This window comes from Lysinibacillus capsici, assembly GCF_020217405.1.
Lineage (GTDB): Bacteria > Bacillota > Bacilli > Bacillales_A > Planococcaceae > Lysinibacillus > Lysinibacillus capsici.
Map to the genome: position 1 here is coordinate 898767 of NZ_CP084108.1, position 22566 is coordinate 921332.

21 protein-coding genes are annotated in these 22566 nt (G+C 35.4%); 15 read left to right on the forward strand and 6 right to left on the reverse strand.

What is annotated here, in order from left to right:
* Positions 1-10 precede the first annotated feature (10 nt).
* The 3 genes from LCP48_RS04210 to LCP48_RS04220 all read left to right on the forward strand — a co-directional run bounded on the left by LCP48_RS04210 (position 11) and on the right by LCP48_RS04220 (position 3640).
* The gene (locus LCP48_RS04210; RefSeq protein WP_004224571.1) at positions 11-1096 is read left to right on the forward strand and encodes an SDR family oxidoreductase; all 1086 of its coding nucleotides are present in this window, start codon (positions 11-13) and stop codon (positions 1094-1096) included.
* Between the two features lie 324 nt (positions 1097-1420).
* Positions 1421-2173 (forward strand): TerC family protein, encoded by a 753-nt coding sequence (locus LCP48_RS04215; RefSeq protein WP_004224572.1) that lies wholly within the window; start codon positions 1421-1423, stop codon positions 2171-2173.
* Positions 2174-2284: 111 nt separating this feature from the next.
* A complete protein-coding gene (locus LCP48_RS04220; RefSeq protein ID WP_004224574.1) occupies positions 2285-3640 on the forward strand; it encodes a TrkH family potassium uptake protein in 1356 nt (451 codons plus the stop codon).
* A 341-nt stretch (positions 3641-3981) separates the two neighbouring features.
* On the opposite strand, the gene LCP48_RS04225 is transcribed toward LCP48_RS04220, so the two are convergent.
* The gene (locus tag LCP48_RS04225) at positions 3982-5721 is read right to left on the reverse strand and encodes a B12-binding domain-containing radical SAM protein (protein WP_009371859.1); all 1740 of its coding nucleotides are present in this window, start codon (positions 5719-5721) and stop codon (positions 3982-3984) included.
* Between the two features lie 311 nt (positions 5722-6032).
* On the opposite strand from LCP48_RS04225, the gene LCP48_RS04230 reads away from it, so the two are divergent.
* Together LCP48_RS04230 and LCP48_RS04235 are read left to right on the forward strand one after the other, a co-directional pair.
* Positions 6033-7400, forward strand: coding sequence for an ATP-binding protein (locus LCP48_RS04230; protein WP_225340738.1), 1368 nt, complete (start codon positions 6033-6035; stop codon positions 7398-7400).
* 122 nt (positions 7401-7522) lie between these two features.
* Entirely contained in the window at positions 7523-7969 is a 447-nt protein-coding gene (locus LCP48_RS04235) for a MarR family winged helix-turn-helix transcriptional regulator (protein ID WP_004224579.1), read from the forward strand.
* 86 nt (positions 7970-8055) lie between these two features.
* Here the strand turns inward: LCP48_RS04235 and LCP48_RS04240 are convergent, their stop codons facing one another.
* The 3 genes from LCP48_RS04240 to LCP48_RS04250 form a co-directional block, all read right to left on the reverse strand.
* The gene (locus tag LCP48_RS04240; protein WP_009371854.1) at positions 8056-8745 is read right to left on the reverse strand and encodes a hypothetical protein; all 690 of its coding nucleotides are present in this window, start codon (positions 8743-8745) and stop codon (positions 8056-8058) included.
* Between the two features lie 61 nt (positions 8746-8806).
* Positions 8807-9424: a CPBP family intramembrane glutamic endopeptidase gene (locus LCP48_RS04245; RefSeq protein WP_004224581.1), complete on the reverse strand. Its 618-nt coding sequence runs from the start codon at positions 9422-9424 to the stop codon at positions 8807-8809.
* A gap of 79 nt (positions 9425-9503) precedes the next feature.
* Positions 9504-9692 (reverse strand): YkvS family protein, encoded by a 189-nt coding sequence (locus LCP48_RS04250; protein WP_004224583.1) that lies wholly within the window; start codon positions 9690-9692, stop codon positions 9504-9506.
* Positions 9693-9815: 123 nt separating this feature from the next.
* Here LCP48_RS04250 and LCP48_RS04255 point away from each other — a divergent pair, with 123 nt between their 5' ends.
* The 3 genes from LCP48_RS04255 (at position 9816) to LCP48_RS04265 (ending at position 11440) form a co-directional block, all read left to right on the forward strand.
* Entirely contained in the window at positions 9816-10004 is a 189-nt protein-coding gene (locus LCP48_RS04255) for a hypothetical protein (RefSeq protein WP_004224587.1), read from the forward strand.
* 92 nt (positions 10005-10096) lie between these two features.
* A complete protein-coding gene (locus tag LCP48_RS04260; protein WP_004224595.1) occupies positions 10097-10273 on the forward strand; it encodes an aspartyl-phosphate phosphatase Spo0E family protein in 177 nt (58 codons plus the stop codon).
* 300 nt (positions 10274-10573) lie between these two features.
* The gene (locus tag LCP48_RS04265; protein WP_004224597.1) at positions 10574-11440 is read left to right on the forward strand and encodes an NAD(P)-dependent oxidoreductase; all 867 of its coding nucleotides are present in this window, start codon (positions 10574-10576) and stop codon (positions 11438-11440) included.
* Between the two features lie 67 nt (positions 11441-11507).
* Here LCP48_RS04265 and LCP48_RS04270 read toward each other — a convergent pair whose 3' ends face one another.
* Complete coding sequence (locus LCP48_RS04270; protein WP_004224600.1) at positions 11508-11900, reverse strand: DoxX family protein; 393 nt, start codon at positions 11898-11900, stop codon at positions 11508-11510.
* Between the two features lie 155 nt (positions 11901-12055).
* On the opposite strand from LCP48_RS04270, the gene LCP48_RS04275 reads away from it, so the two are divergent.
* The 6 genes from LCP48_RS04275 to LCP48_RS04300 all read left to right on the forward strand — a co-directional run bounded on the left by LCP48_RS04275 (position 12056) and on the right by LCP48_RS04300 (position 20772).
* Positions 12056-12376: a winged helix-turn-helix transcriptional regulator gene (locus tag LCP48_RS04275; protein WP_004224602.1), complete on the forward strand. Its 321-nt coding sequence runs from the start codon at positions 12056-12058 to the stop codon at positions 12374-12376.
* A 204-nt stretch (positions 12377-12580) separates the two neighbouring features.
* Positions 12581-13903 carry an MFS transporter gene (locus tag LCP48_RS04280; RefSeq protein WP_225340739.1) on the forward strand — a complete coding sequence of 441 codons (1323 nt, stop codon included), beginning with the start codon at positions 12581-12583 and terminating at the stop codon, positions 13901-13903.
* A gap of 65 nt (positions 13904-13968) precedes the next feature.
* Positions 13969-14871, forward strand: coding sequence for a chemotaxis protein (locus LCP48_RS04285; protein ID WP_004224606.1), 903 nt, complete (start codon positions 13969-13971; stop codon positions 14869-14871).
* Positions 14872-15035: 164 nt separating this feature from the next.
* On the forward strand, positions 15036-16583 hold the full coding sequence (locus tag LCP48_RS04290; RefSeq protein WP_009371853.1) for a Ppx/GppA family phosphatase: 1548 nt from the start codon (positions 15036-15038) through the stop codon (positions 16581-16583).
* A complete protein-coding gene (locus tag LCP48_RS04295) occupies positions 16580-18736 on the forward strand; it encodes an RNA degradosome polyphosphate kinase (RefSeq protein WP_004224608.1) in 2157 nt (718 codons plus the stop codon). The genes LCP48_RS04290 and LCP48_RS04295 overlap by 4 nt, the downstream gene beginning before the upstream one ends.
* A gap of 29 nt (positions 18737-18765) precedes the next feature.
* A complete protein-coding gene (locus LCP48_RS04300; RefSeq protein ID WP_009371204.1) occupies positions 18766-20772 on the forward strand; it encodes a GGDEF domain-containing phosphodiesterase in 2007 nt (668 codons plus the stop codon).
* Positions 20773-20818: 46 nt separating this feature from the next.
* On the opposite strand, the gene LCP48_RS04305 is transcribed toward LCP48_RS04300, so the two are convergent.
* The gene (locus LCP48_RS04305; RefSeq protein WP_225340740.1) at positions 20819-21430 is read right to left on the reverse strand and encodes a TetR/AcrR family transcriptional regulator; all 612 of its coding nucleotides are present in this window, start codon (positions 21428-21430) and stop codon (positions 20819-20821) included.
* 235 nt (positions 21431-21665) lie between these two features.
* Between LCP48_RS04305 and LCP48_RS04310 the strand changes: the two genes are divergently transcribed.
* On the forward strand, positions 21666-22559 hold the full coding sequence (locus tag LCP48_RS04310; protein WP_004224622.1) for an NAD(P)-dependent oxidoreductase: 894 nt from the start codon (positions 21666-21668) through the stop codon (positions 22557-22559).
* Positions 22560-22566: the final 7 nt, after the last annotated feature.

Genomic DNA, 22566 nt, shown 5'->3' on the forward strand with positions numbered 1-22566 from the left:
GGAATGGTAGATGAAGGTTCATTTTTTTACAGGTTTTCCTGGTTTTATTTCAAGTCAACTAATTCGAGCATTATTTCAAAAGAAACAAGCACAACAAGTAATTGCAATCGTATTGGCAGGTGAAGCCATAAAGGCACATAAAGAAAAAAACAAAATATTAGAGGATTTTCCTGACTGTTCGATTCGAATCGTGGAAGGCGATATTACATTACCAAACCTTGGATTAGAAAATCAAACCATCAAAGAAATTGTACCGCAAATTGAAGTGCTTTGGCATTTAGCTGCTATCTATGATTTAGCTGTACCACGTGATATTGCTTGGAAGGTAAATGTTCATGGTACAACTATGGTTAATGATTTTGTTCGCACCTTACCAAATTTACAGCGGTATATGTATTTCAGCACTGCCTATGTGGCTGGTACACGTGAGGGCGTACTGCGTGAAAATGAATTAATTCGACCAAGGGCATTTAAAAACCACTATGAGGAAACAAAATATGAGGCTGAACACCGAGTAGAAGATTTAAAATCGGAAATACCGTTGACAATAATTAGACCTGGAATTGTGCGTGGTCATTCCCAAACTGGTGAAACCATTAAATTTGATGGTCCTTATTTCTTTTTAAACTTAGTTGAACGTTTGAAGGGTTTACCTTTTATTCCGTATATTGGTCAAACTACATCGACGATTAATGTAGTGCCAGTTGATTATATTATAAATGCTTCTACTTTTCTGGTTAATGAACAGAGTGCAGAAGGGAAGACACTTCATTTAACTGATCCTAATCCTCACCCTGTACAGGAGGTATACCGTACAATGGTGAAACTAGTTACAAATTCTTATCCAAAAGGACGTTTACCATTTATATTGGCTAAGCTATCATTGCAGATTCCATTTGTTCGAAAAAAATTAGGTGTTGAACAAGAAACATTAGATTATTTAACATGGAATGCCTCATTTGATGCGACTGAAGCACATCATATCTTACAAAAAGGGGGTATTACATGCCCTGATTTTATACAGACGATGCCAAAAATGATTGAGTTTTATTTAGCACATAAGGAAGAGAAGAGCTATCAAATTCAGATTAAGTAACGAAAAAACATATAGATATTTTTGTCAGCTGTAAATGATAGTGCTATAATATTTGAAAGAAGATACCTTCGACAATTTGTCAAAGGGGAGTAGCTAACAGGCAATTAACTTTACCTGGTTTCACATTCGTCAATACATGGTACAACCATCGGGTGTGATAGTGAATGGCTCTATACGTATAACGTGTAGATTGAAGTACCATAAATAGAAAGGGTACGAATTTACTTAGCGAGACCTTTGCCTGAATTAGGGCAGGGGTTTTTTTCTTTTATACTTGGATGACAGGGTCATTGAGGGTATAGAGAGCTTAGAGGAGGCACTAGAATGGAAGCGATTTTATTACAATATGGCTGGGTGTTAATTGTCCTTGTTGTATTAGAGGGATTACTTGCAGCTGATAACGCGGTAGTAATGGCTGTTATGGTGAAGCATTTACCACAAGAGCAGCAAAAAAAGGCGTTATTTTATGGACTATTTGGAGCATTGATATTCCGATTTTCCGCATTATTTGTTATTACAGTTTTAGTAAATTATTGGCAAATACAAGCGGTCGGTGCAGCTTATCTATTGTTTATGTCTGCGAAAAATATATATGATTTACGGAAACATAAAGATGAAGAAGAAGCAACTGAAAATGCTGGGAAAAAAGGTTCTGGTTTCTGGTTAACAGTACTAAAGGTAGAGGCAGCCGATATAGCATTTGCTATTGATTCGATGCTAGCAGCCGTTGCAATTGCTGTAACTTTGCCACACTTAGGTGAATTTGATATTGGTGGCATCAATGGCGGTCAGTTCATTGTAATGCTCCTTGGCGGATTTATTGGTGTCATTATGATGCGGTTTGCTGCCCAATGGTTTGTAAAAATATTAAATGATTACCCTTCACTTGAAACAGCGGCATTTCTTATCGTTGGCTGGGTAGGTGTGAAGCTAGTTGTCTTAACATTGGCACATGAGAAGGTGGGGATATTGCCTAAAGAATTTCCACATTCCACGGCATGGGAGTTAACATTCTGGATTGTCCTAGTTGGTATTGCTTTTGTCGGCTATTTAGTCGGTGTAAGAAAGAAAAAATAAGTATATGAACGTTGGAGGAATAGTTATCACTATTCCTCTTTCTTTTTTTATATATTTTTTCTATACTATAATCTATCTAGTTGGGCATCATATGTGGGAGGAGTTGTTAAAGTGCCTTGGAAAAAATCATCAAATAAACTAGTCACACCATTTCAGGTACTTGTTTCTTATTATTTTATAGCGATAGCGATTTCCTTCCTGTTATTACGGCTTCCAGGCGTGCATCAAGAAGGTGTAAAAGTCTCTTTTTTAGATAGCTTGTTTACAGCAGTAAGTGCAGTAAGTGTTACTGGGCTAACAACGATTAATATATCGGAAACCTATACTACCTTTGGGCTTGTAATGATTCTTGTTATTTTACAGTTAGGTGCCATTGGTATTATGTCACTTGGTACCTTTGTGTGGCTGCTTGTTGGGAAAAAAATAGGCATGCGTGAGCGTCAGTTAATCATGATTGATCATAACCAGTACAGTGTCTCTGGTGTAGTTAAGTTAATCCGCGAAATTTTAAAAATTTTATTTGGCATTGAATTAACGGGTACCATTATTTTAACGCTACATTTTACCAATTATTTTGATACCTTAGAAGAAGCCTTTTTACATGGAATTTTTGCCTCTATTTCTGCTACGACAAATGGAGGATTCGATATAACGGGAATGAGCTTACTCCCATTCCATAATGATTATTTTGTACAGATGGTTACCATGGTACTGATTGTATTAGGTGCTATCGGATTTCCAGTATTAATTGAATTGAAGACTTTTTTGCTTAATCGACGCGAGAATTTCCGTTTTAGTTTATTTACTAAAATTACTACTTCAACATACGCCATTTTATTTATAGTTGGTGCGCTTGTCATTTTACTCCTTGAATCATTTCATTCTTTTAAGGAAATGTCTTGGCATGAGGCATTATTTTCAGCAATGTTCCATTCTGTATCAACGAGATCAGCTGGACTGACTACTTACGATGTCACGACTTTTAGTGAAGCTACAGATATTTTCATGAGCTTCCTAATGTTCATTGGCTCTTCCCCAAGCTCAGTTGGTGGAGGTATTCGTACCACAACTTTTGCCTTGGCCATTTTATTCTTAATTACCTTTGCTAGAGGAAGAGAGGATATTCAAGTATTTGGACGAGAAATTCATTTGATTGATGTCTTCCGATCATTTGTTGTCATTTTATTAGCCTTTTTCATGGTATTAGTTGCAACCCTTATCTTGCTTATAACAGAGCCACATGCATCACTTATTCAAATTATTTTTGAAATTACCTCAGCGTTCGGAACATGTGGTATGTCGTTAGGCATAACCTCTGATTTATCAGTGGTTGGTAAAATCATTATCATTATTTTAATGTTTATTGGTCGAGTTGGATTAATCTCATTCCTTTATACTCTTGGAGGTGGCGGAAGAGGAAAGAAATCAGGCTTCCACTATCCGAAGGAGCGAGTAATTATTGGTTAAATTTTAAAGTATGTGAGGCATTAAGTAAGGAAAATTCCATCGTATACCTCATATAAAAGTAAGAAATTATTATCTTGTCATAAAATATTCAAAAAATTTAAACTTTTATTTCCTGATTGGATAGATTGTTTTTTGGGTATTTTTTACAAAGTTCTGCCAATCTTTTTTTGAGAAATTTGACCTATATTAGTAAGGCTGGCTATGAGTACTTAACTAACCGAACAATGTAGCGAAGAAAGAATAAATTTAGCAGTATTTATTGTTACTATGAGGATTTAAGAATCGTTTAAGTAATAAAAAAAAGCTAGTCCTGATCGTTATGACAGGACTAGCGTTTCTTATTAGTTAGAGTAGATTGTTGCAAAGTAAGGTGCTTGACCATGTCGGAAATAGGTTAACAGATAGCCATTTTTTTGTACAATTTTGCCATTTGCAAACTCTTGGTAGTCAAGAGCATGAGGGATAATCAAGGTATGCTTAAACAACTCTTTTTCAGTTAACTTAAAGTTAGCAAATTCCTCACCTGCGATAGCTGGATCTTCTCGTAAAGCGTGATAAAGGGCTTTTTGTTGCTCTTCTGTAGGACGCTCATTCCACCACAGCTTCCGTGGTTGGAACTGCTGAGCCATTAAGTAATCAAGCTGCATTAAACTCTGGACAATGTTTAAATTCACATCATCAACCGTTTCTAAAAACATTAATAAACGACGGAATAAATCCTCTAGCTGATGGCCAATACGAGACCAACCTTTTGTTTCCCAATATGTTCCGAAGTTTTGGAAGAAATCAAATGGTGTATCAAAGACCTCTGTAACCAAGTATTCAATCGTATGATCCATACGGTGATCATTCCAATACTTTTCAAGAACATCCTCTGCATGTTTAATGCGAACGATATCTTCAAATGATAGAACATTATTTGAAAAGATTTCGTAAGGAGATAGATCCACATAGGTATAGCCAAACTTTTCGGCTTCTAATCGAAGTCCTGTGCCGCGTAAAAGTTTCAAAAATCCAAGCTGTAATTCCTCTGGCCGCATTGCAAAAACGTCATTAAATGTTTGGCGAAAACTAGCATAATCTTCTTCTGGTAAACCAGCAATTAAATCTAAATGTTGATCTATTTTTCCGCCATCTTTCACCATAGTTACTGTTCGCTTTAGTTTTTCAAAGTTTTGACGACGTTTTACAAGAGTATTTGTTAAATCGTTCGTAGATTGAACACCTATTTCGAATCGGAACAAACCTTTTGGTGCATTATCATTTAAGAATTGAATGACTTCAGGGCGCATTATATCAGCCGTGATTTCAAACTGGAATACAACACCTGGTTTGTGTTCATCAATTAAAAATTGGAACATTTCCATTGCGTAGCTACGACTGATGTTGAAGGTGCGATCCACAAATTTAATTGTTCGAGCTCCGTTATCCATTAAGAAACGAATATCCTCTTTTATTTTTTCACGGTTAAAGTATCGGACGCCAACTTCAATAGAAGATAAACAAAATTGGCAGCTAAATGGGCAGCCTCGGCTTGTTTCGATATATTGAATTCGCTTACCTAGGTAGGGAAGATCCTCCTCAAAACGAAAAGGACTTGGTAATTCGCGCAAATCAATTTTAGGTGGCATAGCGTGAATCTTGACTTTCTCGTCCTCTAAATAACAAATACCAGGAACATCTTCTAACAATATTTCACCGTGGAAATAGCGCAGTAATTGCTTAAATGATGTTTCTCCTTCACCCATCACAATGAAGTCTACCTCAGGTATTCGACGTAACCAATGGTGACAATCATAAGAAACCTCAGGTCCCCCGAGCAGAATTTTAACATTTGGACAGACAGTTTTTAACATCTTGATAACGTGAATTGTTTCTTCGATGTTCCAGATATAGCAACTAAATCCAACGATATCAGGTTTTTTTTGGAATAAATCTGATACAATATTAAAAGCAGGGTCTTTAATAGTATACTCTGCTATAATTGGATTAAACTCCGGTAAAGCTGCGCCTTTTAAATAGCGCAATGCTAAATTTGTGTGAATATACTTTGCATTCAAAGTAGTTAAAATAGTATTCATGCAATAATCTTCCTTTCAACATCCTATTGTATCAGTCAAGTATCTGACATACAATATAATTCTTTTTACCTATTTATTTTGTGAACGGTTCGTGAAATAATTTAAAATACTTAAATTTACTAAATTTTGTAATAATAGAATCGTGCTGTCATAAAGTATAGTAAAGGCTCAAAATTCGATTTTAGAGGTTTTTTACTCTTTTGAAAGGTTCGGTGAGAAAGTTGAAGCAAAATGATATTAATCAATGTTTTGGAAATCTTATGAAAAGTACTTCGTCACCAACACTTATACTCAATAAAGCAGGGAAAATTTTGAACGTCAATGAGGCTGCTATCAATCTTTTCAATCTTAATTTAACCTATATTGGCTATTTAGCTATGGACGAGCCATCTAATTTTAAATGGACTAAGTTCGTCAAACAGTTACAAAATGATTTGCGTTCAGAGGAAATTTTCAATATTCGCACAGTTGGAAATGAATACGAAATGTTATCTTTCAAATGTTTTTACGATCCCAACACAGAGGAAATTGTTGCGCAAATTTCAACATTAAATGATGATGTTGCCCATAAGTTATATGTTAGCCAAGCACATGAGAGAGCGCAATCATTTAATGCCTACGATTACTTACCTTATGCTGTTATTGTTAGTGACGCTAGTGGTATTATTCTTGGGCTAAATAAATATGCCGAAATGTTTCTGAAAGTTGAAAATTCACAACTTCTTCATAAAGCGCATCAGCATATATTTGATTCATTTACATTGAAAAAAGGGCAAATTACAACCTATCTTTCTAAGTTAATGGGTGAAAAACATGCAAGCATTCATGTAGTCGATGAAACACAGGTGAGCAGAACTTGCTATTATGAAATTTCAAGTATTTTTGATGAATACAATAATATTATTGTCACTGTTATTAATGATGAAACAGAGAAAAAGCAACTTCAGCATAAAGTTGAGCATCAGCAAGCATTAAACGTTGTGGGACAGATGGCAGCGAGCATTGCTCATGAAATTCGTAACCCATTAACTTCTTTAAAGGGTTTTACAGAATTACTAAAATTAAATGCTGATGATGAATCACGCATGTATCTCTCTGTTATTGACAGTGAGCTTCAACGGATGGAGCAAATTTTATCCGAATTATTAGTGTTGTCTAAGCCAACAACAATGAAAGTGGAATTATTAGAACTGGATCATATTGTAAAGCAAGTCATTGAGTTTATGCTACCAGATGCACTCATGAAAAATATTATGATTCAGTATATTTCAACCTCTAATCAAGTCTATATTGGCGGCAACGAGAATCGACTAAAGCAAGTGCTGATGAATTTAATTAAAAATGCGATGGAATCCATGAATAATGGTGGTACGATTACCGTCGAAATGGCAACAAACGACTGTGCGATTGTCGAACTTATGATAAAAGATGAAGGTGTTGGCATGGACAGCACGACACTTCAAAACCTATTCCAGCCTTTTTACACGACAAAATCAACAGGGACAGGACTGGGCCTTGCTTTCGTGAAAAAAGTGATTGAAGAACATGAAGGAGTAATAGGCGTTAGTAGTGAACTACAGAAGGGGACATGCTTCCATCTGCAGTTTCCAATTTACACGTTTAATCAGATGGATACAATGGAAGTATCCACAAAAGATTCTGCTTATTTAGTAACATAAAGAAAGTAAAAATGGTTGCATAATGAACAACAAAAACTTCTAAATCATATATTGCTTTTGACAATGCTTTTCTAATGTCGCTATAATGTCATGTATAAAGAGCGAAGTGAGAGGAAAAGAATATGCCGTCAGAAGATCTAAAACAATCTTTAAAATTATATATTGTATTATCACGTGCACTAAAAGCAATTAATGAAACAACACATCAGTTATTTCAGGATAATGGTTTAAACCCAACTGAATTTGCTGTTCTAGAACTTCTCTATCATAAAGGAAGACAGCCATTACAGCAAATTGGCAATAAAATTTTGTTAGCCAGTGGGTCTATTACGTATGTCATTGATAAGCTGGAGAAGAGAGGTTACTTATTACGAGTATCTTGTCCTGCTGATCGTCGTGTTACGTATGCAGAAATCACCCCTGAAGGTGAAGCTTTTATGGGAGAGCTGTTCCCAAAACACGAACAGCATTTGCATGAATTAATGAGTGTACTATCTCCAGAAGAAAAAGAACAAGCTATTACGTTATTGAAGAAAATTGGTCTTTCTATAAAGGACCTATCTTATTAAAAAAGTTGTCTCATTGATTTGAGACAACTTTTTTTTATGATCAAATAGAAGGACGATAGACTATGTCTATCGCCCTTATCATTTTATTATTTTTTAGATATAGTTGCTGCCATATTAAGCATAGCATCTGTTAAATCTTGTTCATCATTATCATGAATAGTTAATTTTGTAATGAGACCATCTTTCTCAAGGACAACCCCAATTACTTTCTCAGTGTCGAAGTCCACAACATAACCCTCGATATTTTGAACATCTTTGAATGCTGCTAATTCCTCAGCAGTTAGAGCGACTGTTTCACCCACTGCGTTCATATAATCTTGCATAGTTGTTTTTACTTCTTCAAAGCTCGATTGTGAAGCTTCAATTGTTTCAATACGCATAAACACTTCGTCATCATCATTGGACACTAACATGTCTTTACCAGGCTCTTCTTGTGTAAGTGTAAATCCAGGAAGTTGTTGTAGTTTATAGCTTTGATCAACACTTGCAGATTCAGTTGCCTTTTCTGTTTTATCTACACCATTTTGGACGTATTTTACATCTTGTTGAGGCTGTTTAGAAGCATCCTCTGTATTTGTATCATTTGATGCAGGTGTATCTTCTTCCTCATTTGATTCACCTGCTGTATCATCTCCAGATGGTTTTTGATCGGCAGCAGTATTTGATGGCTCATTTTGCTGAGCATCTGAATCCCCTGTTTTATCAGATGTATTACAACCTACAACTAATACGGCTGTTAGTAATAATGCAAGAATAGAAACTAATTTTTTTTGCATAAAAAACCCTCCTTTTCTAAATTAAACGTAAGTAAAGATAAAATGTTTCCAAATATTAATGTTATGATGTTAAAGGTAACACTAAAAATAATAATAGTACAAAAACGACATGAGCTACAATAACAAGTGGCATACTTTTACGCCATTCATATAAGAAGCCCCAAATAATGCTTGTTACCAATGCAGCAATGACACCAAGCATAAATCCGCTAAGGGCAATTGATACAGCACATAATACTGCGGTAACTATGACAGCCAGCGGTGGGCGCATAAAACGTTTTAACTGTTGTTGGATATAACCACGCCAAAATAATTCTTCACCTATAGCAACGATAAATACGAGTAAAACATAGTGCCAGATATTTTGTGGTCCGTAGCTTGCTAAAAATTTTTGAACGGATTGTACTAAGTTATTATTAATATATGGAGCGAGCCAGTAACCAAAGCGAATAATACCATATGTGATGGTACCGTATCCAATACCAAAGAGTAAAAATTGCCATGTAGGTAATTGATCTTCAATGGAGCCAGCTAAGATGGCAATGGCAATACATACTAGTAGAGTGAATGCATACATGTACCAAAATACAGCTTGGTTAGCAAAGGTAAAAGCAAGCATGCCATAAACGAATAATAAAGAAAGGAGAAATAGTATTGTTTGTTTCGAATTTGTTAGCATATTCGACCTCCATACCTTAATCTTATCAAAAAAATAGTCCCTTATCATCTATTAAGACAAATAGGGACTATTCAGACTATTAAGCTTCATTAGTATATAAGATTTTATATCGTTTATGATTGACGACCGTTTTTTCTTCAATTTCAAGGGAATCAAAATTCTCCATATATGTTAAATTAACGATCACCGAATTTTCATTTACCTTTTCTACAATACCTTGGAGACCATTTTTAAACTCGATAATATTTCCAACTTCAGCTATTTTCACAGACAGTCAGCTCCTTCATCGACTAATAATATACAGTTTGCATGAAAAATTGGTAAACGTAAAGCTTTTTTTAAATAATTCATAATTTATTACACAAATGAGGAAAAGAGAGGAATAAATTTCATGGAAAAATACGAAAATATGCTTAAACAATTACAAAATGGGGAAAGAGAAAGTATTGAAATTCAAAAGGAAGAATTTTATGAATTTAGAGAAATACTTGTAAAACACCCATTATTTAAACATTTTAGAGGTGAGGCCAAGCAAAATGGGCGAATTATCTACACTTATACTGAAATACCAAGAAGTTAATTTGTCGAACATTGTCGTAAGTTAATGCTGTAAGAAATGAAATATAAATGTATAATAATGGTATGATTATTTGTGTGTGGAGGGTTGTATGAATGGTCAATCTACTCTTGAAACAAATGGAACAAACTCGTGAGATGATGATTCGCTCAGGTGTAGAAAACGGGTTACAAAATGCAAAAACCATTCAACTGAGTCGCAGATTAGATCAGTTAATGAATACTTATTATAGACAGATGGCATTTGAAGAAGAAAAAGACCAAGAAGACTAACAAAAGATTGTTCCAGTATTCAGAGTAAAAAAACATTTTAACATATATGTTTAAAATGCATTTCAATGGGGAATAACTTACTATGAACACAGCAACATTCTCATTTCCCCCTTTAGAGCAGTGATCCCCCAATCACTTGCTCTTTTTTTTTGCTTATTCGGTATATATGCCCTACCTATAAATTTTAGTACAAGTTGTGGGAAGAATTTGAATTATCCCATTCATTCACCTAAACTGAAAGATATAGAGTTGGACTCTCATGGAGAGTGCAGACATTCTAGAACAAAGGAGCATGTACATATGACAAAGAAACGAATTGCATTTATTGGAACTGGAGTAATGGGTGCTAGTATTATTAAGCATTTATTAAAAAATGGTCATGAAGTTACTGTCTATACTCGTACGCAAGAAAAAGCAGAATCTCTTGTTGCTTTAGGGGCATCATGGGCAAGCTCGCCTGCTGAAGCATTTAGAAACCATGAAATTGCCTTTACAATGGTTGGTTATCCTTCAGATGTAGAGGAAGTATATTTTGGGGAAAATGGCCTCTTCCAAACAGCAGAACAAGGCAACATTGTTATTGATATGACGACATCAGAGCCATCTTTAGCAAAGAAAATTTATATGCATGCTCAATCCATCGGAGTAGAGGCTTTAGACGCCCCTGTTTCAGGAGGGGATATTGGTGCACAAAATGGCACTTTGTCAATCATGATTGGTGGTGATCAGGTCACATACGACAAGGTATTGCCAATTATGAAGCAGTTTGGAGAAAATATAATTTATCAAGGTGAAGCAGGAGCTGGGCAGCATGCAAAAATGTGCAATCAAATTGTCATTGCCTCTGGTATGATTGGCGTGTGTGAATCATTAGCTTATGGACTAAAGGCAGGTTTAGATTTACCTACTGTACTACAATCGATCTCTTCAGGTGCAGCCGGATCATGGTCTTTAAGCAATTTAGCCCCACGTATGATAAAAGAAGATTTTGCACCAGGGTTTTATATTAAACATTTTGTAAAGGATATGAAAATAGCTTTAGATGAGTCAAACAAAATGGGCATCACATTACCAGGACTTGCATTAGCCTATGAAATGTATGAGAAATTAATCGCAGCAGGCTATGGTGATAATGGTACACAAGCACTCTTGAAGTATTATAAATAATTCGCGATGCGATTATGAATAGGAAACCTGAAGGCTCCTTAATGGGAGACCTTCAGGTTTTTTTGTTTTACTCTTTCCCGAAAAGTTGAGAATCCAGTGAGAAGCTGGATGCGCCTGCGAGAGCAAAGTAAAGAGCTATTGCACCTAATGCTAAATCTAATTCATAACCAGCCAATCCATTTGCCCCGATAAAGCCGATGCTAAGCTTTGCTGTAAAGATCGCTACAATCATTGTAATCGTTAATAAAGCACCAAATATTCTTGTTGCTAAACCTAAAATAATTGCGATTCCACCAACTAATTCAATAATTGCCACGATATACGCCATAAATCCTGGTATACCTAGACTATCAAAGAAGTCAGCTGTATAGCTAATACCGCCTTGAAATTTTTGAAAACCATGCACTGCAAAAATAACGCCTAGAACGATACGTAAAATTGTTGAACCAATATTTTGCATAATAAAGTAACTCCTTTTCTTTTTGCTTACAATTCGTAACTTAGTTTATTTTTAAAAACAACTTTTGTCAAGTAACTTAATGTGTTTTTAGAACAGGTTTTTTAAAAAAGTGATATACTGTTAAATAGGAACTAATATACAAAGGGGGAAGTCATTTGGATCAAAAAAATATTTGTCCACGATTTGAAAAAGCACTCATGATATTAAATCATCGTTGGAATACGCTACTTATTTATCAGCTACTAGATGGTCCGCAAAGGTATTCGACCATTAAAAATCAGCTGAATATTAGTAGTCGTGTATTAACAGAACGTTTAAAGGAGTTAGAGACTGAGCAAATAGTGCTACGTACAGTAATTCCCTCAACACCAGTTGTCATTGAGTATGAATTGACGGAAAAGGGTTATGCTATTGCACCTGTGCTAAAAGCGATTGAGCACTGGTCCTCTGAATGGGTAACCATAAATATAGAATGATAAAAAGGTATTCAAGCGAGGGGCTTGAATACCTTTTTTTGGATTCATACAGAAAATAAGCGTTCAATTATCGACCATTTGGCAGTTATTTTTCAGTGAATTTACTGTTATATTGTAAATAATATTAATTTTCTTTAAAAAAAGGTATTTTTTATTTCAGAGAGAAATTAATTGTTTATTATAGAGAATGGAGAGGAGGGTATTATGAAGAAGAGTACAGCTATAGACGTACAACATCGAAGTCAATTAGCCATTTATTTATCATTACCGATACTTTCATGGGCATTTTATGATTTTGCGAATACAATTTTTTCTTCAAATATAAATACAATATTTTTTCCCTTTTACATGGATGAGGTTTTAGGAACAAATGAAGTGATGCAACAAGTTGCGAGCACCTTTATATCTTATGCAAATGCCATTGCAAGCTTGTTGCTCGTTATCTTTTCACCCCTTTTCGGTGTGTGGATTGATAACACAGGTTATAAAAAGAGATTTATTGTATGGTTTGCATCCATATCTATTCTGTTTACGTTTATGATGGGAATATTTGCGAATGTACAAACCACTGTCAATTACTCTGGTGTGCCTCTTAGTTTATTTTTGGTAGTTGCAAGTTTTGTCATAGCAAAATTTTTCTTTAATTCAAGTTTAGTATTTTACGATTCTATGATGGGTGATCTAGGAACAAAAGAAGAGATGCCACTCATTTCAGGGTATGGTGTTGCAATCGGATATCTTGGTACACTTTTTGGATTACTTGTTTACTTGTATGTTGGTAACAGCGATTTTCATCGAGCGTTTATTCCAACAGCCATTCTGTATCTATTCTTTTCATTGCCATTATTCTTAATTAATAAAGATACGCCGATCCCAAAGTCGCAACGGAAGTCCTTAAAGTTTTTAGATGGTTATAAAGAAATCATTCAAACATTTAAAGATATGAAGCAATATAAAGCAATCTTTACCTTTATGATTGCTTATTTCTTTCTAAATGATGCCATTGCGACAACGATTGCTATGATGGCTGTTTATGCGACAACAATTGTTGGCTTTAGTTCTGGACAATTTATCGTTCTTTATTTGGTCTCTACTGTCTCAACAATCATTGGGTCACTTGCCTTTGGGTATATTACGAAATCAATAGGAGCTAAACGTGCCATTACAATTGTTGCAGTTATTATGATTGTTGCTTTGATATTCGCTGTTTTTGCTTCAGCACAATGGATGTTCTGGCTTGCTGGTAGTCTATTTGGTATATCACTTGGCTCAATGTGGGTGACATCTCGGACATATATTATTGAATTATCACCGAACGAAAAACGTGGACAATTTTTTGGTTTGTTTGCTTTTTCAGGTAAAGTATCCTCCATTATTGGTCCAGTCATATATGGAACTGTTACATTGTGGATGAAGGATTATGGTACTATTGCTAGTCGTGTAGCATTATCGACGTTGATCGTTATGACGGTCGTTGGTCTATTGGTACATCTAAAAGTTAATGATAAAAATGGAAATAGCAAGTAGGAGAAATGTATTGCCTATGATACAATTGAATTATAAACAGATGTAGAGAAAGGAGCGGGGTTGCATTGGAACATAAAGGAATATTATTAGAAAGTGGAACAAATGAGCTAGAGATTGTTGAATTTGAAGTAGCTAACAATAAATTCGGCATCAATGTTATTAAAGTAAAAGAAATTATTCAACCGATCCCAGTAACGTTTATCCCACACGCGCACCCGCATGTAGAAGGAATCATTCAATTACGAGGTGAGGTATTACCTGTTGTAGATATGCTACGAGTATTAGGGATTCAAGGTGCTGAGCGTAATCCACAACAAAAATATATTGTAGCAGAATTTAATAAACAACGTGTCGTTTTCCATGTAGATAATGTAACACAAATTCATCGAATTTCTTGGAATCAAATTGAAAAGCCTTCAGATATGTATCAGGGAGGTACATCACAAGTAATCGGTGTGATTAAACAGAATGAGCAAATGATTCTATTACTAGATTTTGAAAGAATTATGGTGGATATCAATCCTGCGTCAGGAATTAGTGTGGAATCTGTGAAAAAGCTCGGTAAACGTGAGCGATCTGGAAAGAGAATTTTAATTGCAGAAGATTCACCGTTATTACGTAAATTACTGTTCGATACAATGAATGAAGCTGGTTATGACAATGTAGAATTCTTTGAAAATGGCCGCGATGCTTATGAATACTTAGAGGGAATTGCGAAGAGTGGCAGTGACATAGCGGAGCATATTCAATTGGTGGTAACGGATATTGAAATGCCACAAATGGATGGCCATCATTTGACACGAAAAATCAAAGAGCATCCCGATCTTCAAAAGCTTCCTGTTATCATTTTTTCAAGTCTAATTACAGACGACCTTCGTCATAAAGGGGATCAAGTAGGGGCTGAGGATCAAATAAGTAAGCCAGAGATTGCAGAGCTCATTTTGCGTGTTGACCAACTGATTCTGTAATCACCATGGCTTACATGATACTTCTCAATTTTAATAATGGGTATCCTGCAAGTATAAATAAATGAAAGTAAAGTCGGATGCCTTAATTAAGAGGGTCCGATTTTTTGTATATGTCCTAATATTATGAACAAAATAAATGCTAGATGCTTGAAGGATGTGATTATTTGAATGAATTAAAAACAGCTATTATTGATATCGGCTCCAATACTATCCGACTAGTGTTATATCAATATAATATTGAAGAGGGACTTCGTGAGCTTGGAAATATTAAGACGGTAGCACGATTGCGTACATATTTACAGCCCTCAGGAGAGATGTCTGACGAAGGTATTCAAGTGTTATCAGAAACTTTATTGACATTTAAAGCCATGCTTGAGGATTTTGAAGTAACAGATGTAATAGCTGCTGCGACTGCTGCTATTCGACAAGCCACTAATCGAGACAAAATTATTGAGGAAATGAAAGAACGGACTGGTATCCAAATAGAGCTTTTATCAGAAGAAGAAGAAGCCTATTTTGGCTACGTTGCTGTTGCTTATTCCATGGGTACGAAATCGGCCGTAACGATAGATATCGGTGGTGGTAGTACCGAAATTACGCTGTTTGAAAATAAAGAAATTCAGCAATCACATAGTTTCCCTTTTGGGACAGTTTCTTTAAAGCAACGTTTTGTAAAAGGTGAAATTATTAATAGTAGTGAGAAAAAAGAGCTTGTTGCCTTTGTCAAAGAGCAGTTCCAAACACTCCCTTGGATAAAAAATGTTGCTCTACCTATTATCGCAATTGGTGGTAGTGCGCGGAATATTGCTCAAATACACCAACAAAAGCATGATTACCCTATTGCCAGCGTTCACGGTTATGAAATGACAAAGGAAAATTTGGATGATTTAGGCTTATTTTTAGGGCAATTAAGCTTTCAGGAATTGAAACAATTGGATGGGCTCTCATCTGACCGCGCAGATATCATTGTTCCTGCATTAGAGGTATTCAGAGTATTGATGGAGGTAGTTGGTAGTGAGTCCTTCCAACTGACCAAGCGAGGTTTACGTGAGGGACTCATTATTCAACGGATTTTGCAAACAAATCCACAGGCGTTTGATAAATATAATGTATTTGAAGGAAATGCTAGAAGATTAGCACGTCAGTATGGTCGGAGTGAAATGGAAGTAGATTATTTAATGCATTTAGCAGACCAATTGTATCGTGAATGTTGTCATTTAGGCTACTTGCAATATCATCCAGAAGATTTGCATTTATTAGCAAAAGCGGCGAAGGTTTTTAATATAGGAGAGTATATCGAATTAAGCTCTTCAAGCCAACATACTTTTTATTTAATTGCAAATCAGTCCATTGATGGTTTAAATCATTTAGAACGAGTAAAACTAGCACTTCTTGCCTCCTATAAAAATAAAGATTATTTCGAACGATTTGCTGCTCCATTTGCTACATGGATGAGTCGAGAGGAACATCGTAAAATAAAAGATTTCGGAGCGTTATTAAAATTTGTCTATGCATTAAATGTTTCAAAACGCAATATAGTACATGCTATTGAAATGCTCACAGAAGAAGATCATGTTCAGCTTAATATATATGTAAAAAAGAATGCAGCGGCTGAAAAATATCAAGCCAATCGACATAGAAAGCATTTAGAACGTGCATTAAAAATCCCAATGAAGATCAATTTTATTGAAGAAGGGTGGAACAATGGATGACAACTGAAGTAACGAAAAACGAGCTACATGAGGAAGAATTTTCCGAAAACTACAATCTATTGTTAGAGGAAATTGCAAAGCCTCAATATTATAATAATCGCGAATTAAGCTGGCTTGCCTTTAATGAGCGAGTGCTAGAAGAAGCAGAGGATATTAATAATCCTCTGCTTGAGCGTTTAAAATTTTTAGCTATATTTAGTTCCAATTTAGATGAATTTTTTATGGTACGTGTTGCAGGCTTACAGGACCAGGTTCGTGCTGGTTTTCATAAGCCCGAAAACAAATCTGGCTTAACGCCAAAGGAACAGTTGGCCAAAATAGCAGAACGCACACAAGCATTAGTGCGTCGACAAACTGAGGTGTATAGACATTTAATCTATGATTTACTACCTCAACATAATGTACATATTGCGGACATGAAAGATTTAAATAGCAAGCAAAAATCATTTATCAATGAAATGTTTGCAGAAACTATCTTCCCTGTTTTAACCCCTGTTGCAGTGGATGCATATCGTCCTTTCCCAACCTTGCTTGGTAAAACTTTGAATTTATTAGTGCTGTTAGAGCAGGATGAGTCAGATCTTGAAAGTCGTGAAAGAGTAGCGATTGTCCAGGTTCCATCTGTGCTAGATCGCTATATAAAAGTACCGTCCGAAGAAGGAAAGACAGTTGTAGTTTTATTGGAGGATGTGATAGTAGCGCATATTGAAAAGCTGTTTTATGGCTATAGCGTAAAATCAGCACAAGCCTTCCGCTTAACAAGAAATGCAGATTTAACTATCCATGAAGAAGGGGCTCGAGATCTTCTCGTGGAGATCGAAAAAGAGCTGAAAAAGCGAAAGTGGGGAGTAGGAAGCCGTTTAGAAGTTCGAGTGGGAGAAATGAACGAGGAAGTGCTGCAATACTTACTAGATGAATTCGAAATAGAAGAATCCGATGTATTCCATATTGATGGTCCTTTGGATTTAACGTTTATGTTCTCTTTTGTGAAAGGTATTTCAGTAGGTCGTGAGCATTTAGAATATGAAAGCTTTATCCCACAGCCACCTTTAGATTTACAGTCTGACGAAAATATTTTCGAAAAAGCACTTCAACAGGATATATTTTTCCATCATCCATATGAATCTTTTGCCCCTATTGTTGATTTTATTTCTGAGGCCGCTGTCAACCCGAATGTGTTGGCTATAAAACAGACATTATATCGAGTAAGCGGGAATTCCCCTATTATTCAAGCGTTAAAGCTTGCCGCTGAAAACGGTAAACAAGTAACGGTATTAGTGGAGCTAAAGGCACGTTTCGATGAAGAAAATAATGTACACTGGGCAAAACAATTAGAACAAGCAGGTTGTCTTGTGATTTATGGGATGAATAATTTAAAAACACACTCAAAAATCACGCTAGTCGTTAGTCGTCGTAACGGCAAAATTGAACGTTTTGTCCATTTGGGTACCGGAAATTATAATGATGCTACTGCAAAAATTTATACGGATATGGGCATAATAACGACAGATAAAGAGTTTGGCATTGATGCGACAAATTTCTTTAACTACTTAAGTGGCTATACAGAAAAACCTACCTTTAATCATTTAGTCGTTGCACCATTTGATATACGAGATGAGTTTATTCGTTTAATGGATGAGGAAATTGCCTGTCATAAAAAATATGGAAATGGTTTTATTCGTGCAAAAATGAATTCATTGACAGACAAAGATTTAATGATGAAGCTTTATGAGGCATCCATTGCGGGTGTAAAGGTCGAGCTTATTATTCGTGGTATATGCTGTATTAGACCAGGAATCCCAGGTATTAGTGAAAACATTACCGTAACAAGTATTGTTGGTCGTTTCCTTGAACACTCTCGTATTTATTGGTTCCATCATAATGGGGAAAATAAAGTATATTTATCCTCTGCAGATATGATGACACGCAATATGATTAAACGTGTAGAAATTTTATTCCCTGTATATGCAAGTGAAGCAAAAACTCGTATTATTGACATAATGAATGCACAATTAATGGATACTGCGAAAGCTCGTATTCAAGACTCTAATGGTAAGTATCATTATAAAGAGTTTGATCGTAGCGAAGATCCATTAAATAGCCAGGAAGTTTTCTTGAAGGATGCATTAAAGCCTACGCTAGACGAAGAATAGAGCAAACACGCTACTTAGTGAGGGATAGAATGAAAAAATGTAGAGAAAATGTAGCGCCATTTGCAGAATATCAACAGCTCATGCAACTAAATCCATTTGATGCAATTATTTGTTTGAGACAAGTTGATAACACAGTGTTTGAGGTCGTTGAATTTAATGAAAAGCTATCGTCAATGATTGAGCTGGAGGATATAACAGCCAAAAACGCTGAGAACTTTTTTACTAAGCAATGCTGGCTGCAATTGTCGGGATTTCTAATTGAAGAAATCAATAAACAGCATACTCTAAAATTAGGTAACGGGTTTCAAGAGAAAACTTTTGTGCTCCATGTTCAGCACATTTCTGAATCAGTCGTTGCCATTATTCTTCGAGCGACAACATTTGAAGAAAATCCCTATTTACAGTTCATTGAACAACATATAAGTCCAGTGTTAACGACAGATTTACAAGGTCGAATAATTCATCAAAATATTGCTGCTACTGCTACACTATCGAGAGCGCAGCACAGTCTAATTGGACTAGATATTTTTTCATTACTAGAAAGTAAATACCTCAATGAATTTAAATTATTATTTACCAAAACAATCGAAGGTTCAGCGTTTGGCATGCCTAAATGCTTATTGAAAGGTGATTTACTAAGCAAAGAGCCCTTTTATTTAAGAACGCATCCAACCTATTATAATGGTGAAGTTGTGGGTGTCCACCTATTTGTTAAAGATGCGAATTCATTTATGAATGATCATGAAGCATTCTATTACCTAGCACTAATGGATGAATTAACAGGTATTTGGAATCGAAAAGCTTTTAAGGAGCATTGGCTACAGCATTTAAATGATAAAAAGCAAGTGCATAAGCAAGCCGCTCTTATTTTAGTTGACATTGACCGTTTTAAAAAGTTTAATGAATCCCTTGGCGAGAGCAAGGGAGATGATTTGATGCGCATGTTTAGTCATAGGTTACGGGAGCTTTGCTACTCAAAGTGTTCGCTATATCGATATAATAGTGATGAGTTTATTTTTGTGCTAAAAGATGCAACCATTCAAAAAATTGAACGAACTGCAAACTTGATTATGGACGTATTAAAACAGCCATTTATGATAGATGGACAGGAATATTTTATTAGCGTATCGATTGGGATTTCACTTAGCCCAGCAGATGGTAAAGATATCGAGACACTTGTACGGAAAGCAGATAAAGCTTTATTTTCTGTTAAAGAACATGGTCGTTCACATTATCGCTACTACCGTGAAGATATGACGGCCATTTTTCCAAACGAAGCATTGATGGAGGCACATTTACGTCGTGCAATTGAATTTAATGAACTAAGTCTCCATTTACAACCGCAAATGGATTTAGCAAATAATAGCATCAATAGCTTTGAAGCATTATTACGATGGAATAACCGTAAATTTGGTTTTGTATCACCAGCACAATTTATTCCTATTGCGGAAGCCTCAGGGTTGATTATTGAAATCGGTGATTGGATTATTGATGAGGTATGTCGTTACCAAAAAGAATGGCAATCGAAAGGATATCGTCCTGTACGGATTGCAGTCAATATATCCCCAAAACAGTTTAGAAAAGAAAATTTTGCCCGAAAAATTAAAACAACTTTAAAGAAATATGGTGTACCGCCTGAATTATTAGAAGTAGAAATTACCGAAAGTTCCATGACAAATGTACATGAAACATTTTCGATTCTTACAGAACTGAAGCAATTAGGTGTTTATGTGTCTGTGGATGACTTTGGAACAGGCTATTCCTCATTAAGTTATCTCAAGCGTTATCCGATTGATATTATTAAAATTGATCAGTCATTTATTGCAGATATAGCAAAGGATGACAAAAATGAAGCCATCATAAAAGCCATTATTTCGATGTCTCATAATTTAGGATTAGAGGTCATTGCTGAGGGAATTGAAGAACCAATACAAGTCGATTTTCTCAAACGCCATCGTTGTCAAAAAGGGCAAGGCTATTTGTATAATAAACCATTACCAGTTGAAACGATTGTACAACAATATTTTGTAAGCTAGAAAACGGGTAGCACTTTCATCATAAAATAGATGAAGTGCTACTTTTTTATTTGCCGTTTTTAAGACCATTTAAGACAATTGCTGTAAATTGCGCCATCTCAGAGGCTAGGTCAAAGTCTTCACTATGTATCAACCAATCATAGACATTGGCACGCATACAGCGCTGAATAAGTGTTTGTATGGTAGCAGCAGAAACATCTTGTCTAAATTCCCCATGTTGAATTCCTTCCTCGATATATGTATTCATTATCTGAAAAATCTTACGTTGTGGATTGATTAAATAATGATCCTGTTCTACTTGGTTTGTCATAGCAGCCGTATACACTGTACGTAATAAATCCTTCCCCACAATATTTGTTAAATATTTCATTTGCTCTTGATACACTAATAGAATTTTTTCACTTGCTGGTAATGAGGGATCAATATTTTTTTCAACTGTACGATAAAAATTATCAAGCTCCTTAAATTTTTCTAAAATAACATCATATTTAGATGGGAAATGTGTATAAAATGTACCCTTTGAAACATTACATGCTTTCGTAATTTGTTCAACAGAAACATGTTCATAACCATGCTTGTTAAATAAATCTAAAGAAGTTTTTAATAATTTTTCACGTGTTTCTAATGCCTTTTTCTGTCTGCTTGTGAGTGTTTCCATTGGTAGCTAATACCTCCTTTTTGAAATATTGTAAAATATCTTTTGTAAAAAATATTCAGAAAATATTAAATTTTTAATTGACGAGATGGAATTTGATTGATTATGATTTAAATGACCGAAGTCAATGACTGCGGTCAATGAAGTTATCTCGTTATTAATGTTACTTTAAAAAATGAAAGTTGGCTAGTATATCATCAAGTTTTCCGTTGTATTTTCAAAGAATGGGGAGGTTACAATGAAGGAAAAATTAGGTTTTATTGGCTTAGGGAATATGGGTTTACCGATGGCTATTAACTTATTAAGAGCAGATTATCAGGTATATGGTTTCGATACGAATGCGAAAGCAATGGATCAATTCGCAGCAGCAGGTGGTTTCGGCCTTGAGACAGCTATGGATATTGCGAAACAATGTGATGTTATTATGACAAGCTTGCCTACCCCTCAGGTTGTAGAATTGGTTTATCAGTCAGAGCAAGGAATTTTACAACATGCAAAGAAAGGATGCCTACTGATTGATTTTAGTACTGTTAATCCCGAATTGAATGATACGTTACATACAGAGGCTATAGCTTTGGGATTACGTTATTTGGGAGCTCCTGTCAGTGGGGGTGTCATTGGGGCTATCAATGCGACATTAACTATTATGGTTGGTGGTGACACAGATGATTATAAAAGTGCCAACAAAATATTCAGAATAGTCGGTAAAAACATTTATCACTTAGGCACATCTTCAAGTATAGGAACGCGAATTAAATTACTCAATAACTTAATGATTGGCTTTTACACAGAGGCAGTCGCTGAAACGATTGTACTTGGTGAAAAAATGGGTATTCAGGCAGACACGCTCTATGATGTATTAAGTAATAGTTATGGGCAAAGCCGTATTTATGAACGTAATTATTTGGAATATATGAAAAATGATAATTATGAGCCGGGCTTTTCGACAAATCTACTATTAAAAGATTTGAAGTTAGCTAAGGAAATGGCTGATGAAGCAGGCGTATCGCTACGAATCGGCGAAAAGTTAGTGGATCTTTATAGTGAAATTGCTCAGCAGGGCTATGGAGAAAAAGATATGTCTGCAGCTTATTTAAGTTTAAAAGAAAAATGTAAACTAGAACAATTTTAAGAGGAGG

Excerpts from the sequence above, each read along its gene's own strand:
- LCP48_RS04305 (WP_225340740.1), bottom strand. The coding sequence starts at position 21,430 with ATGGAAACACTCACAAGCAGACAGAAAAAGGCATTAGAAACACGTGAA.
- LCP48_RS04295 (WP_004224608.1), top strand. The coding sequence starts at position 16,580 with ATGACAACTGAAGTAACGAAAAACGAGCTACATGAGGAAGAATTTTCC.
- LCP48_RS04260 (WP_004224595.1), top strand. The coding sequence starts at position 10,097 with ATGGTCAATCTACTCTTGAAACAAATGGAACAAACTCGTGAGATGATG.
- LCP48_RS04215 (WP_004224572.1), top strand. The coding sequence starts at position 1,421 with ATGGAAGCGATTTTATTACAATATGGCTGGGTGTTAATTGTCCTTGTT.
- LCP48_RS04270 (WP_004224600.1), bottom strand. The coding sequence starts at position 11,900 with ATGCAAAATATTGGTTCAACAATTTTACGTATCGTTCTAGGCGTTATT.
- LCP48_RS04240 (WP_009371854.1), bottom strand. The coding sequence starts at position 8,745 with ATGCAAAAAAAATTAGTTTCTATTCTTGCATTATTACTAACAGCCGTA.
- LCP48_RS04300 (WP_009371204.1), top strand. The coding sequence starts at position 18,766 with ATGAAAAAATGTAGAGAAAATGTAGCGCCATTTGCAGAATATCAACAG.
- LCP48_RS04255 (WP_004224587.1), top strand. The coding sequence starts at position 9,816 with ATGGAAAAATACGAAAATATGCTTAAACAATTACAAAATGGGGAAAGA.
- LCP48_RS04265 (WP_004224597.1), top strand. The coding sequence starts at position 10,574 with ATGACAAAGAAACGAATTGCATTTATTGGAACTGGAGTAATGGGTGCT.
- LCP48_RS04235 (WP_004224579.1), top strand. The coding sequence starts at position 7,523 with ATGCCGTCAGAAGATCTAAAACAATCTTTAAAATTATATATTGTATTA.
- LCP48_RS04310 (WP_004224622.1), top strand. The coding sequence starts at position 21,666 with ATGAAGGAAAAATTAGGTTTTATTGGCTTAGGGAATATGGGTTTACCG.
- LCP48_RS04225 (WP_009371859.1), bottom strand. The coding sequence starts at position 5,721 with ATGAATACTATTTTAACTACTTTGAATGCAAAGTATATTCACACAAAT.
- LCP48_RS04280 (WP_225340739.1), top strand. The coding sequence starts at position 12,581 with ATGAAGAAGAGTACAGCTATAGACGTACAACATCGAAGTCAATTAGCC.
- LCP48_RS04245 (WP_004224581.1), bottom strand. The coding sequence starts at position 9,424 with ATGCTAACAAATTCGAAACAAACAATACTATTTCTCCTTTCTTTATTA.
- LCP48_RS04210 (WP_004224571.1), top strand. The coding sequence starts at position 11 with ATGAAGGTTCATTTTTTTACAGGTTTTCCTGGTTTTATTTCAAGTCAA.